Origin of the sequence: Microbacterium flavescens (assembly GCF_018588945.1) — a bacterium.
Lineage (GTDB): Bacteria > Actinomycetota > Actinomycetes > Actinomycetales > Microbacteriaceae > Microbacterium > Microbacterium flavescens.
The window spans coordinates 180,118-194,328 of the sequence record NZ_JAFIWA010000006.1; the positions used below are offsets into that span (position 1 = coordinate 180,118).

The 14,211-nt window shown below is 70.4% G+C and carries 7 protein-coding genes; all 7 read right to left on the reverse strand.

What is annotated here, in order from left to right; all coding sequences use genetic code 11:
* Nucleotides 1-4: 4 nt before the first annotated feature.
* Nucleotides 5-6,079: an Ig-like domain-containing protein gene (locus JX005_RS12970; protein ID WP_214467963.1), complete on the reverse strand. Its 6,075-nt coding sequence runs from the start codon at nucleotides 6,077-6,079 to the stop codon at nucleotides 5-7.
* Nucleotides 6,080-6,252: 173 nt separating this feature from the next.
* Entirely contained in the window at nucleotides 6,253-8,604 is a 2,352-nt protein-coding gene (locus JX005_RS12975) for an ATP-binding cassette domain-containing protein (protein ID WP_214467964.1), read from the reverse strand.
* 242 nt (nucleotides 8,605-8,846) lie between these two features.
* Complete coding sequence (locus JX005_RS12980) at nucleotides 8,847-11,087, reverse strand: LLM class flavin-dependent oxidoreductase (protein ID WP_214467965.1); 2,241 nt, start codon at nucleotides 11,085-11,087, stop codon at nucleotides 8,847-8,849.
* Nucleotides 11,088-11,126: 39 nt separating this feature from the next.
* Entirely contained in the window at nucleotides 11,127-11,765 is a 639-nt protein-coding gene (locus JX005_RS12985; protein WP_214467966.1) for a hypothetical protein, read from the reverse strand.
* On the reverse strand, nucleotides 11,762-12,226 hold the full coding sequence (locus JX005_RS12990; protein ID WP_372447342.1) for a hypothetical protein: 465 nt from the start codon (nucleotides 12,224-12,226) through the stop codon (nucleotides 11,762-11,764). The genes JX005_RS12985 and JX005_RS12990 overlap by 4 nt, the downstream gene beginning before the upstream one ends.
* Entirely contained in the window at nucleotides 12,227-13,846 is a 1,620-nt protein-coding gene (locus JX005_RS12995; RefSeq protein ID WP_214467967.1) for a hypothetical protein, read from the reverse strand.
* Entirely contained in the window at nucleotides 13,843-14,136 is a 294-nt protein-coding gene (locus JX005_RS13000) for a hypothetical protein (RefSeq protein ID WP_214467968.1), read from the reverse strand. The genes JX005_RS12995 and JX005_RS13000 overlap by 4 nt, the downstream gene beginning before the upstream one ends.
* Between the last annotated feature and the right edge of the window lie 75 nt (nucleotides 14,137-14,211).

Consider the following 14,211-nt stretch of genomic DNA (forward strand, 5'->3'; position numbering starts at 1 on the left):
CCGGCTACCACGTGTTGCGCTCGTAGGCCTTGCCGCCGATCGTGACCCAGACCTGCTCGCCGTTGTCGCCGAAGTAGCAGCCGATCTGCACCGAGCCGTTGGCAGGGATGCTCCTGCTCGAGCCGCCGGCGAAGGGGGTTCCGCCGTACGGCCCCGTCGCGTTGCAGTACACCGCGTAGTTGCCCGCGGGGAAGTCCTGCGTATTGATGACGAAGTAGGCGCACTGCGAAGTGCTGCAGTTGTCCTGGCCCTGCGCGGACCCGCCCTTCGTGACCCACGCGCGCGGCTGCGGCGGATCCACGGTGGTCGCGGCATCCGAGACCACGGCCGACCACTGGCCGGCGGCGTCCTGGGCGCGCGCATCGATCGTATGGCGCGTGCTGTAGGCGTAGGTGTTGGTGCGCGACCCGTTGTTGGCGACGTTCTGCCAGCCGCCGCCGTCGATGCTGATCTGCATCTGGGTGATCGTGCGACCGTTCGCGTTCGGGGCGTTCCAGGTGAACGTGATGTCTCGGCCGCTGCGTGTGGCGCTCACGCTCGGGTTGCGCACCGGTCCGTACGGCGTCGCCGCGTTCGACGGGGCGGACTCGGCGCCGTCGTAGCGGACGCCGTCCAGCGCCGTGTACGCCCGGACTCGCACCGTGTACTGCTGGCCGTTGTTGAGACCGCCGATCGTGCGGCCGTCCCAGTTCGCCTGCCATCCGCCGCCGTTGAGCGAGTACTCGTACGCCATCTCGCCGGCGTTCGCCCCGTTGCCGGGCGCCGGGTTGTACGTCACGACGATGGCGCTGTTCCCGCTCGGCGTCGAAGCCTGGACGTTCGTCGGCGCACCCGGCGGGGTGAACGCACGTCGCGGTGCGGACGGCGCGCTGTCGGCACCCCAACCCGCCTTGTTGCGCGCTGCGACCGTGAAGGTGTAGTCGCTCGTCGACGCGTCGATCGCGAGGGCCTGGGACGTCTGCCCGCCCGGGATGCCCGTGATCGTGTTCACGACCGCTCCGCCGCGGAGCACGTTGAGCCGGTACTCGGCGATCGCGTCGCCGTTGTTCGCCGGGGCGCCCCAGGAGACGCGCATCTGCGCCTGGGTGCCCACCGGGTCGAGCCGCTCGACCGACGGGGCGCGGGCCGCGTCCGGAGCACGCGCCGGGATCTCGGGCGCCGACCACGCGCTCCAGCTCGACGGCTCGGGCGCACGGTTGTGGGCTCGAACCCGCACCTGGTAGTTCACGCCGTTCTCGAGCCCTTCCCACACCGTGGAGGTGCCGGTCAGGCCGGTCTTCTGCACGATGCCCGACGGCGGTGCGGGCGAGATCTCCAGGGTGAAGGACTCCACCGGCGATCCCGGCGTCGTAGGCGTGACCCACGCCACCTGGAGGCTCCGGTCGCCGAACACGAGCGTCGGCGGCTGCGGAGTGTCGGGCCGGGCGTCGGGGCGGGCCGTCTCGGACGGCGCCGACGGGTCGGACGGACCGACACGGTTGATGGCGACGACGGTGAAGTTGTACTCGACGTTGTTCGTCAGCGCGTCGAGGGTGCAGGTCGTGGACGCGCACGTCTTGGAGTAGTTGCCGGCCGTCGAGGACACCTCGTACGACGTGATCTCGGCGCCGTTGTTCGCGGGCGGTGTCCACGACAGGACGACCGTGCGGTCCTGCACGCTCGAGACCACCGGGGTCCCCGGAGCGTCGGGCTTGCCCTGCACCGTGAGGCGGATGCGCGCCTCGACCTCGCGATCGGGGTCGCCGGTCGCGTCCTGCACGCGATAGCGCACCACCATGGTGCCGAAGAAGGTCTCGTCCGGCGTGACGGTCACGCGGTCGCCCGCGACGACAGCGGTACCGCGTCCGGACTCGGTCATCGCGTCGACGACCTCGAGCGGTGTCTCCGGGAACGGATTGACGTCGTTTCCGAGCACCGGGACGCTGACGGTGTCGCCCTGGTGCGCCTCGTCGACGATGTCGTCGTTGGCGGTCGCGAGCTCTCGCGTCGAGGCGGTGACCCGCACCGTGACGGTGCCCTCGACGGGGTCGGTCTCGCCGTCGTCCACGCGGATGGTCAGTCGCTCCAGCGTCCCCTTCGGAGTTTCGGCTCCGGCCGCCACGCGCAGCTCCTGGCCGGACACAGAGGCCGAGATGCCGTCGGGAGTGCCCCCCACGATCTGGTAGCGCATGCCGTCGAGGTCCTCGACGTCGGGGTCGGTCGTGAGCGCTCGCAGATCGAGCGTCGTCGGATCCTCTCCGGGTGCGACATCCACCGAGCCGTCGACGAACTCGGGCTGCTGGTTGTCGGGCGGGAGCACCGTGATCGGCAGCGTGAGCGTCGCCTTGCGGCCGTCGGGATCGTCAGGCCCGCTGCCCGTCGTCACCTCGAACGTGAGCGCATCCTGGCCGAAGTAGCCCTTCTTCGAGGTGTAGACGAGCGTGGTCTGGTCCTTCACGAGGCTCGAGCCGTCGGCGTTGACCGCGCTGACCTTCGCCGCCTCGGTGATCACGACGTCGCCGCCGCCGGCGGTCTGGACGTACTCGCTCAGCGGCAGTTCGATGGTCTCGCCGCTGTCGACCTCGACCGCCTTTGTCGAGATGAGGGTGGGCGGCAGCGAGGTGAGCGCGGGCACGTGGATGAAAGCGGATGCCTCGAACCCGTCGCGGTCGGTGACGGTGTAGCGGATCAGCCGGTCGGTGTCGTCGAGGGTGACCCGCACCCGGCCGTCGCTGAGCGCGCGTGCCCCGTCGTCGCCGACGGTCACGTCGAGCTCGTCGACCGTGCCGTCCGGGTCCTCGTCGTTCGCGAGGACCTCCAGGTCGACACTTCCGCCGTCGACGTCGACGGCCTGGACATAGTCGTCACGGGCGATGGGACGCAGCAGGGGCACATCCTCGTCGACCGTGATCTGCAGCACCGCCTTCGACGTCGCGCCGCGCTCGTCGCGGATCGTGTACTGCAGCGAGGTCTCGAGCTCTTCCTCGGGTGCGGTGACGATGACGCGGTCGCCGGTGACCTTGGCCTTCAGGCCCTCGACCTCCGGCAGGATCAGGCCGTCGCGGAGCAGGGAGAACTCGTCGCCGTCGGGGTCGGAGTCGTTGGCCGTGACCGGCACAGCGACGATGCGACCCGGTCGCATGACGACCGCGTCCTTTGCGGCGAAGGGCGCCTGGTTCGAGGTCTCGGCGGGGGCGATGCCGACCCGGATCGATCCGGTGGCCTCGGCGCCGAGGCGATCGCGCACCCGGTACGTGAAGGCATCCACGCCCCCGGCATCGTCGAACGCCTCGTAGACGAGGTGATCCGCGCCGATCTCGACGACGCGGCCCTTCTCGGGCGGTGACGCGATCCCCTCGAGTCGCACCGAATCGCCGTCGGCGTCGATGCCGTCGAGCGGGATCGCGATGCGAACCTGGCTGCCCTCGAGGGCGCGCGCGACGATGTCGCGTGGCCGCGGCGCGGCGTTGGTCTCCTCGTTGACCGGCAGAACCTGGATCGTGACGTACCCGGCGTCCTTCTGACCCGTGCTGTCGATGACCTCGTACGTCGCGTACACGGTGCCCGGCTCGTCGGACGCGCGGAAGCGGAGCACGTCCTGCGACACGAAGATCTCGCCGTTCTCCGGGTCGACGAGCGGCGCCACCAGGTCGGGCGCGACGTGGATGGCGTCGCCGTTCGGGTGGTAGTCGTTGTCGAGCACCGGGATGTTGACGACATCGCCCGCGCGCACGACGATCTGGTCGTCGTTGGCCACCGGCGGCTGCAGCTTGGACGGCGCAGGAATCGGGATGACGATGACCTCGCCCTCGGCCGACTTCGAGCCGTTGGAGACGCGATAGGTGATCCGCACCTGAGAGCCCAGGGCAGCCTGGTCGGCGATGCGGATGGTCTCGTGGTTGATCACGGCGACGGAGAGGCCGGAGTTGGGCTCGACCGTGACCGACTGCACGACGAGGATGCCGCCTGCCGGGTCGGTGTCGTTCGTGAGCACGTTGACGAGCACCTCGCCGCCGCTCGGCAGCAGCGCGACGTCGCGCACCGCGATCGGAGGCGATGTCGTGTCGGTGTCGGCCAGCACCTGGACGCGCACGAGCCCTTCGGCGTTCTTGGACCCGGCGGCGACGAGGTACTGGACGTAGTAGTCGCCCGGCACGTCGGACAGGAAGGTGAAGGTCTTGTTGGCGAAGTCCGGGACGATCCGGGCGCCGGTGACCTCGTCGACGCGCACCAGGCGCAGCGGCTCGCGTCCTGAGCTCGTGTCGTTGGCGAGCGGGGCGATCGTCGCCACCTGCCCCGCCTGCACGACGACGCGGTCGGCGTTGGTGACCGGGTCGGTCGAGCCGACGGGACGCACGTCGAAGCGCACGATTCCGGCAGCTTCCTCCGTGCCGTCCGAGACGGTGATGGGGACGTCCTTGCGGCCCTGGGTGCCGCCCACCGCGCGATAGGTGATCCGGCCGTCGGCGGTGAAGTCCGCCTCGTCGCCCTCGAGGGGGGCCACCCCGAGCAGGAACACGTCGTCGCCGTCGGGGTCGATCCAGTCGGGGAGCACGTTGTAGGACACGACGCCGCCGGCCTCGACGACCACGTTCGTCACGCGCTTCTGCACCGGAGGCGAGTTCACGCTCCAGTCGTGCACGCTGAGCGTGACGCGTGCCGTGTCCGTTCCTCCGCGTCCGTCGTCGATCTCGTACACGAACGACGTGGTGCCCGACGCGTTCTCCGGGACGGCGACCTGCAGCGCGGCACCGTCGTTGACGGTGGTGACCTCCCCGAAGGCGGGGCCGTCGTCTGCCACGGCGGCGATCAGCACGTCGCCGTCCGGGTCGCTGTCGTTGTCGAGGACCGGCAGCAGGGTCGTCCTGCCGGGGCGCACACCGAAGTCGTCGTCGGTCGCGACGGGCGGGGTGTTGACCTCGGAACGCTCGGGCAGCGTCGTCTCGACCGTCTCCTCGGTGGTCTTCTCGTCCTCTTCGGCCTCGCCCTCGGGCGGGGTGATCTCGTTCCAGTTGTCGACGCGCTGCATGCTGTCGCTGGCCATCCAGGCCGCGCCGCCGATGACGTCGTTGAGCACGACCACGTCTCGGTTCACGCGGAACCGCAGCACTGACGACGCCTTCACGCCCTCGATGTCGACGGTGAGATCGTCGTGGTCGCCGACGCAGTCGCGGATGAACTTCGCCGATCCGTTCCATGCCGCGTACGCGCATCCCTCGAGGAAGACCGGCGCGGCCGGGCCGCCCTCCGCTCCGGCGGTCTGCACGACGGGCTCGGACCCGTCGAGCGGGACTCGGACGAGTGCGTCCGCGGTCGCGAGCACCACGGCGTCGTTCTGAGCAGAAGGCTGTTGCAGCACCGCCGTGCGGCCCCCGTCGACGCCGGTGGCCCGGCCGGCGGCGAAGAGCGTCCCGCTGTCGGCGTCGAGGATCACGGGGTGGTCGCCCACCGCCGAGACCGACACGGTCGATCCGGACTCGAGCCCTTCGACGCGCGACCGCGACGGGTCGCCCTCCGGCGCTCCCTCCGCATCCGTGCGCACCGTGACGAGTTCGGCGTCCTCGGCTGAGACGGCGTAGACGGTGCCGTCGACGCCGGCCGCGACATCCGCTTCCTTGCCCACGTTCGCGATCGGCTCCGCGCCCTCGACCTCGAATGAGCCGACGGAGGCGGACGGCACGACCCAGAGATCGCCGGATGCGGGGTCGAGGATCCCCACGGCGGTGCCGCCGAGGACGACCTTCGCACCGCCGGGCACGTCGGCGGACTCGTGGAGCGCGACCATCGCCGGGTCGACGGCGGTCACGCTCGAATCGGTCTCGTCCACGACGAGGATGTTCTGGCCCGACTGAAGGATGTCGTAGTCGGTGCTGGTCGTGCGCAACCCGCCGTCGAGCACCTGCGACTCGTGGTTGAAGTGGCCCACCAGGAGCGACGAGCGCTTGGTGACCCAGACGCCGCCGTCGTGCAGGTCGACCTCGGTCGTGGGGTTGCCCTCGTACACGAACGCCATCGTCGTGATGGCGACGGCCGCTGCCGTGAGGATGCCCGCCGAGGCGACGGCGCGTGGGCGTGATCGGAGCCACGCGAACGACTTCATCGAACCCTCGGCCTCCTCAAGGCGGTCGGTGCATGCGGGGCGAGCGCAGAGACAGGAAGTCCCAGCCTAACCCGGGGGATCCGGGCACCCTGAGGGTGGTGTCGCCTCGGAGATCGTATTCCGACGCGTGCCGTTGCGCCCATGGGGAGTTTCACCCACCCGCGCCCGACCGTTCAGCCGGCGACGTACTCCCGGAGATGCTGCGCCGTGAGACTCTCGCCCGACGCCACGAGTTCGGCGGGCGTGCCCTCGAAGACGACCTCGCCGCCGTCGTGGCCGGCGCCCGGTCCGAGGTCGATGATCCAGTCGGCGTGCGCCATGACGGCCTGGTGGTGCTCGATGACGATGACGCTGTTGCCCGCCTCGACCAGGCGGTCCAGCATCCCGAGCATGTTCTGGACGTCGGCCAGATGCAGGCCCGTCGTCGGCTCGTCGAGCACGTAGATCGCGCCCTTCTTCGCCATCGAGATCGCGAGCTTCAGTCGCTGCCGCTCACCGCCGGAAAGCGTGTTGAGCGCCTGTCCGAGCGTGAGATAGCCGAGGCCCACGTCGATCATCCGGGTGAGGATCGTGTGGGCCGGGCCCTTCGTGAAGAAGGCGGCGGCCTCGGATGCCGTCATCGCGAGCACCTCGGCGATGTTCTTGCCGTCGAGCGTGTACTCCAGGACCACGTCGCTGAAGCCGGACCCCTCGCAGAGCTCGCACAGGGTCTCGACGGTCTGCGTGAAGCCGAGGTTGGTGATGATGACGCCGAGGCCGCGGCACGCGGGGCACGCGCCCTCGGAATTGGCGCTGAACAGAGCCGGCTTCACGCCGTTCGCCTTCGCGAACGCCGTGCGCACGGTGTCGAGGATGCCGGTGTAGGTCGCCGGGCTCGAGCGCCGGTTGCCCTTGATCGGAGACTGGTCGACCACGACGACATCGTCGAAGGCCGGCACGTTGCCGTGGATGAGCGAGGACTTCCCCGAGCCGGCGACGCCCGTCACGACGGTGAGGATGCCGAGCGGGATGTCGATGTCGACGTTCTTCAGATTGTGCTGAGTCGCTCCGCGGATCTCGAGGGCGCCCTTCGCCGGACGCGTCGACTCCTTCAGCCGCGCGCGGTCGTCGAGGTGGCGGCCGGTGATCGTGCCCGAGGTGCGCAGGCCCGCGACATCCCCCTCGTACTGGATCTCGCCGCCGTTGCGCCCCGCCCCGGGCCCGAGGTCGACGATGTGGTCGGCGATCTCGATCACCTCCGGCTTGTGCTCGACCACGAGCACGGTGTTGCCCTTGTCGCGCAGCAGGAGCAGCAGCGCGTTCATCCGCTGGATGTCGTGGGGGTGCAGCCCGGCGGTCGGCTCGTCGAAGACATAGCTGATGTCGGTGAGCGCCGACCCGAGGTGGCGGATCATCTTGGTGCGCTGCGCCTCGCCGCCGGACAGCGTGCCCGAGGAGCGGTCCAGCGACAGGTACCCGAGCCCGATGTCGATGAACGACCCGATGAGGTTGCGGAGGCTCGCCATCAGCGGCGCCACCTCCGGAGCGTCGATCGATTCCAGCCACCCCGCGAGATCGGTGATCTGCATGGCCGCGGCATCCGCGATGCTGATCCCCTCGACCTTCGACGACCGCGCGCCCTCATTGAGCCGCGTGCCGCCGCACTCGGGGCAGGCCATGAACTTGACCGCGCGGTCGACGAACGCCCGGATGTGGGGTTGGAGCGAGTCGCGGTCCTTCTGGAGCATCGACTTCGTGAGCTTGGGCACGAGACCCTCGTAGGTCATGTTGATGCCGTTGATCTTGACCTTCGTCGGCTCCTTGTAGAGGAAGTCGGCGAGCTCCTGCTCGGTGTAGTCCTGGATCGCCTTGCCGGGGTCGACGAAGCCCGACTCGGTGTACCCCTTCACCATCCAGCCGTCGACGTTGTAGCCCGGGATCGTGAGTGCGCCCTCGGCCAGCGACTTGGTCTTGTCATAGAGCTCGGCGAGGTCGACGTCGCTCACCTGACCGAGGCCCTCGCAGCGCGGGCACATGCCGCCGGTGATCTCGAACGACCGGCGCTCCTTCTTGCCCTTGTCCTTGCCGACGGCGATCGTGACCGCTCCGGCGCCCGAGACCGAGGGGACGTTGAACGAGAAGGCCTGCGGCGAACCGACGTGCGGCTGCCCGAGGCGGCTGAAGAGCAGGCGCAGCATGGCGTGCGCGTCGGTCGCGGTGCCCACGGTGGAGCGCGCGTTGGCGCCCATCCGCTCCTGGTCGACGATGATCGCCGGGCTGACGTTCTCGAGCCCGTCGACCTCGGGGCGGCTGAGCTGCGCCATGAACTGCTGGACGAAGGTGGGGTAGGTCTCGTTGATGAGCCGCTGGGACTCGTTGGCGATGGTGCCGAACACCAGCGACGACTTGCCCGAGCCGCTGACGCCGGTGAAGACGGTCAGACGCCGCTTGGGGATCTCGACGTCGATGTTCTTGAGGTTGTTCTCGCGTGCGCCGATGACGCGGATGACCGCGTGGGAGTCGGCGATGTGGGGGACGGATGACATGGGGTCCTTCCGATCGATGGCGACCCTACATTGTGGCCATGATCGCGGACATCCTGCTTCCTCGATCCTGCTCGACCTGACGCGTTTCGTCTCGCTCCGCTCGCTCAACGACCCGGGTGAAGGACGCGTTTCGTCTCGCTCCGCTCGCTCAACGACCCGGGGTGAGGGCTCGGTTCGCCCAACGACCGAGAGCCGGGTCGTTGAGCGAGGGAGCGCAGCGACCGAGACGAAACGCGTCCCCGTCAGGCGGCGTCGACCGCCGGCTCGATCGCGAAGTTGTCGCGGAACACGCACGTCGGGTCGTACGCCGCCTTCACGGCGCGCAGCCGCTCGAGCGTTGCCGGGGGGAACGCCTCGGCGATGCGCTCGGGCCGCTCCGACGAGTCGAAGCTCAGGTACATGCCGGCAGTGTGGCCCGCGAGCGTCTGCCACTGCGCGTCGAGCCTCTGCGCGTCGGAGCCGAGGGCGACGACGGAGAAGTTCGCCGACCGGTGCGCGTACGCCGTCGCGTCCTCGGCGACGTCGGCCACCGCACCGCCGACGGCGCGGAGCTGGAAGAACGGGATCGCGCCGGATGCCAGCATCCGTGCCGCCGTCTCGGCGAAAGCGGGCGTGACGTGCTCGATCAGACCCGAGCGCGAGTGCGGCTCGCCGGCGCCGTGCTGCGGGCCGAGGTCGGCGTTGGCCATGATCTGCGCGTACGAGGCGACCTGCACCGACTGCTGCACGAGCGGCGCCAGCTCGGCGAACGGCTGGAGCCGCGCGATGATCGTGTCGGGGTCGTCGGAATCGACCACTCCGTAGAGCTGGACGACCTGCGGCTGCCCCGGACGCGGCCCTCCGGCCAGCAGGAACACCGTCAGATCACGGGGCGACCCCTCGACGATCCGGCCGTACCCCTCGAGGAACCCCGCGAGGTCGTCGACCTCGAACGCCAGCTGCGCCCACCCGACATCGCCGACCTCGTCGACCTCGAACTCGAACGCCATCACGATCCCGATGTTGCCGCCCGCGCCGCGCGCGGCCCAGAACAGCTCGGAGTGGGTGTCGGCGTCGGCACGCACGATCGAGCCGTCGGCCAGGACGACCTCCACGGCGCGCAGGTGGTCGATGGTGAGGCCGTGCTCGCGAGCCAGGAACCCGATGCCGCCCGCCGTCGCGAGACCGCCGACGCCGACACCGCCGTAGTCGCCGGACGTCAGCGCCCAGCCGTGCTCGCCGAGCGCGGCGGCGACCTGCATCCAGCGGGCTCCCGGCCCGATGCGGACGAGACGGCGGTCCTCATCGAGGACCTCGATGGCGTCGAGACGGCGCAGGTCGATGACGATGCCGCCGTCGTTCGTGCTGCGTCCGCTGATGCCGTGCCCACCGCTTCGCACGGCGAGCGGGAGCCCGGGGTGGCGACGCGCGAACGCGACCGCCTCGGCCACCTGCGCCGGCGAGTCCGGCTGCAGGACGATGCCGGGAGCGCCGCCGCGCATGTAGGTCGAGCGCACGTCGCCGTAGCCGAAGTCGCCGGGCTCGATCGCCGTGAGCCCCGCGGGGACGTCGTCGTACGCGATGCCCTCGCGACGGGCGGCGAGCGCCGCGGCAGGACGGACCGGCCCCTCCACGGTGCCGCGTGCGCCGCGCTCGCGCGCGACGAGCTCGCGGACCGCCGGGGCGACCTCCTGGCCGAAGCTCTGCAGCAGCCGCGGGTCGTCGCCCGCGAGGATGAACGTGCCGATGCCGTCCTCGAGCGCCAGCTGCGTGAGACGCTCGGCGAACTCGCGCGGGTCGGCGGCGAGCTGCCCGACATTGAGCAGCCGCCGGATCTCGCGCGGGTCGCGGCCCGCCGACTGGGCCGCGGTGTCGATGGCGGCGTTCCCGCGTGCGAGGTCACCCGGCTTCATGTAGCCGAGCGACGGGAGCCAGCCGTCTCCCTTGCGTCCGGTGAGAGCAAGCATGCGGGGCTTGTACGCGCCTATCCAGATCGGGATGCGGTGGGCTGGGCTCGGCCCGCGCTTCGCGCCGTGCACGCGGTGGTACTGACCGTCGGTGAAGGCGCCGCGACGCTCACTCGTGTCCCACAGCTCGCGGATGACGTCGATCGCCTCCTCCAGCGCGGTCACCGCCTGGCCGGGCGTGAGGCGACCTCCGCCCATCGCCTCGATCGCGTCCCAGAATCCGCCGGAGCCGAGGGCGAGGTCGAACCGGCCGCCCGAGAGAAGGTCGAGGCTGGCCGCCGCGCGCGCCACGACGGCGGGCGGGCGCAGCGGCACGTTGAGCACGTTGGGAGCGATGCGGATGCTGTCGGTCCGGGCCGCCACGAACGACATGAGCGTCCACGTGTCGAGGAACGCGGGCTGGTAGGGGTGGTCCTGGAAGGTGACGAGGTCGAGGCCCGAGGCCTCAGCCGCCTGCGACAGCAGGACGGGTACATCCGGGTTCGCCGCAGCGGGCGTGATGAACGCGCCGAACTCGAGCGCGTGGCCGTAATCCATGTGGGTCCTCCGCCTCAGCGAACGCTTCGGCGACCCGGATCATTCCGGGCCGAACGACGCGGCGAGCGCGATCGAGTCGAACAGGTTCAGCATCGCCGAGCGGATCTCGCCGAGCGGGGTCGTGAAGCTCGCCAGCACGACCTGCTTCGACCCTGGCACGGCGAACCAGTACTCCGCTTCCAGGCGGGATGCCACGGCCTCGACGCCGTCCTCCTCCACGCGCTCCGAGTGGACGCGGTCGATGCGGAGCATGCTCGCCCGGGGGCCGTCGAGGCGCCTCGCGGTGTCGGCCCCCTCGACCTCGAGCACGCGGAAGCTCTCCTGCAGGACCGAGAGCACGGCGTCCGCCGACGTGCCGACGGCCGGGCTCATGCGCATCCCTTCCGGGGCGTGCACCGTGAGCGACGCAGGGGTGGCGAGGTCGGGCACGATCTCGATGCACAGGAAGAGCGCGTGGGCCGAGGCATCCGCTGCTCTCTCGACGACGGTCCGCAGCTGGTCGCGCAGTCGCCGGCGCGCGATCGCGGCGTCGTCGGCCGCTCCGACCACTTCGCGCACGACCTCTTCGATGCGGACGGATGCCGCGGCCCGATCGCGCGGGTCGACGGCGAGCCATCGGCCGGGCAGCTGGAACGTGAGCCGCGGCGCGGCGCGCGTCGCCCCGTCGGTCGTCGTCACGACCCGTCGGCGATGCGGCGGACGTCGTCGGCCGAGAGACGGAGCGACTCGCTCCCCGGCTGCGTCACGCCCAGCGCTGCGGCGATCTCGGGAGTGACCGGGATCGCATCGGCGAAGGCCGCAGAGCGACCGTCGTAGTCGTCACGGTCGCCGTCGATGAAGTAGACGTTCACCTCGCGGCCGGACGACGCCGGGTCATCGGCCAGCACGGGCGCCGCGGCCTGCGCGGTTGCGACGACGGCCTCAGCGGAGGGGTCGTCCACGAACAGCAGCACCACGACCTGGATGTTCCACGGGCCCCCCGAATGCGTCGTGTACGCCAGGGCGCCGTTGACGCCGTCGACCTCCGACAGACGGGACTCGAGCCCGCCGACGTCAGGGTCGGACGCGCAGCCCGCGAGCGCGAGGGCCCCGATCGCGACGGCGATGGCGAGCACGGCGCGGAATCGCTTCATCGGCACTCAGGAACCTCTCGTGTATTCGGCGACGTACACGTCTTCGTAGCTTCCTGCGCCTTCCTCGGCGAAGAACACCTCGTCGCCAGGGCGCGGTTCGGGCAGGTACCGCTCCGCCTCTGCACCATACATTCCGGAGTCGTGCATCGGCCACGTGAGCGGCCGGTAGGTCTGCCAGTCGTTGTCGAACCGCACATAGTCGACCGGATCGAGGCCGAGGAACTCGAGCGTGTGCACCGGGTCGATGCCGTTGTTGATCTGGGTGACCCGCACGTCGGGCGGCATGTCGCTGTAGTGCTTGTCGATGGCCGAGCCCGCGGTGAACACCGACTCCACGCGGTCGGCGACCCGCGGATTCGTGGCGAGCTCGCCGGCCATCATGCCGCCGAGCGACCAGCCGGTGAACATGATCGGCGCTTCGCTCTCGAAGACGCCCGCCTCGGTCATCGCGTCCCACACCGCCTGCTCGTACTGGGTCGGCACTCCGGGGAACATCGAGAGCATGGCGTCGGTGCGCGCGTCGTTGAGCGCGCCGCCGGTGTTGAGCGGATCCCAGTTCTGGGTGCTCGGCAGCTGGATGCGCCACGAGATGACATTGCCGTCGGCATCGCGGATGGCGACCACGCGGATCTGGGTCAAGTCTTCGCCGCCCTGCGAGTCCTGCTCGGCGAGGTCGGTCATCAGCCCTTCGTAGTCCCTGGCCTCGAGCGCGTCGGCCGCGGGGTCCTGCTCCGCGTCGCCCGTGGGCGCGGTGCTGCGATGGCTGCCGGAGACCTGCTGCGGCTTGCCCAGCATCTCGCCGATGGCCAGGGTCAGCAGGGCGGCGCCGAGCAGCACGCCGAGGAGGATCACACCGACGAGGCCGAAGGCGAGGAACGCCAGCCCGACGACGAGGAGCCCGACCACCAGCAGCAGAGCGACGACCAGCGCCGACACGAGCGCGCTGAGCACCTCCATGAGCGCATCGACCACCACCGAGAGCACTTGCGACGCCCATTCGCCGACCATCTCGAAGAAGTCGCCGACACCGCTCCAGAACTGGTCCCAGTTGTCGCCGATCGAGTCCGCGCCGTGCTCGATCGCGGTCTCGATCGCGTCGATCGCGCGGCCCGCGGCATCCCAGATGTCCTGCCTCGCCTGGTTGAGCGTGCGACGCGCCGCCTCCACCTGGCCGGCCGAGTAGGCCGCGCCGTCGCTCGTCGACCACAGCTGCTCGTAGAGCGCGTCGGTCGACTCGCCCTTCGCCTCAGCGAGGGTGATGTCGTTGCGCAGATCGTCGACGTCGCCCTGCAGCCGGTAGGACCGCTCCTGGTGGAAGTCGGCGTCATCCACCGCCGCGCGCGCCGTCGTCTGGATCGGACCGAGCTCGACCGCGTACGTCGTGAGCGCCGTGGCCGTTCCGCCGTAGCGGCGTCGCGCACGACGAAGGCCGGCGGATGCCCCGGCCGCCGATTCCTCGACCGCATCGGTCGCGCGGCTGCGCTGATCGTCGACGAGGTCGCGGAGGGCATCGGCCGCGCGCGAGATGGCCTCAGCGGTGGTCTGAAGGCGGCGAGCGCGGGTCTCGAGCTCAGCGGGCCGACCGGCGAACACGTCTTCGAACTCCCCCGCGAGCCCCGAGCTCATGGCGTCGTTCCCTCGTCGACGGAGTCGCCCATGGACTGGTCGAGCTCGGTCATCGTCTCGTCGATCGCGTCGAGCCAGTCGCGCAGGGTCGTCAACTGCTCTTCGAGCTTGCCGCGGTTGTGGTCCCAGTTGCCTGCGAAGTCACGGACCTTCCCGGCCAGCCGGTGCTCGCCGGTGAGGTCGGCGAGGTCGTCGCCGACGCGGTCGGCGCTGCGGAACGTCTCGAGCGCCGCGGAGACGCGGCTGCGTGCGAGTCGCAGCGCCGTCAGGTCGAGATCGACGTCTGTCATCGGCTCCTCCGTCTCGGTGCGGCCGGGACGAGCCTATGGTCTGGGGACCGCCGCGACGATGGGGACAATCCCCCA

Excerpts from the sequence above, each read along its gene's own strand:
- JX005_RS12970 (WP_214467963.1), bottom strand. The coding sequence starts at position 6,079 with ATGAAGTCGTTCGCGTGGCTCCGATCACGCCCACGCGCCGTCGCCTCG.
- JX005_RS12975 (WP_214467964.1), bottom strand. The coding sequence starts at position 8,604 with ATGTCATCCGTCCCCCACATCGCCGACTCCCACGCGGTCATCCGCGTC.
- JX005_RS12980 (WP_214467965.1), bottom strand. The coding sequence starts at position 11,087 with ATGGATTACGGCCACGCGCTCGAGTTCGGCGCGTTCATCACGCCCGCT.
- JX005_RS12995 (WP_214467967.1), bottom strand. The coding sequence starts at position 13,846 with ATGAGCTCGGGGCTCGCGGGGGAGTTCGAAGACGTGTTCGCCGGTCGG.
- JX005_RS13000 (WP_214467968.1), bottom strand. The coding sequence starts at position 14,136 with ATGACAGACGTCGATCTCGACCTGACGGCGCTGCGACTCGCACGCAGC.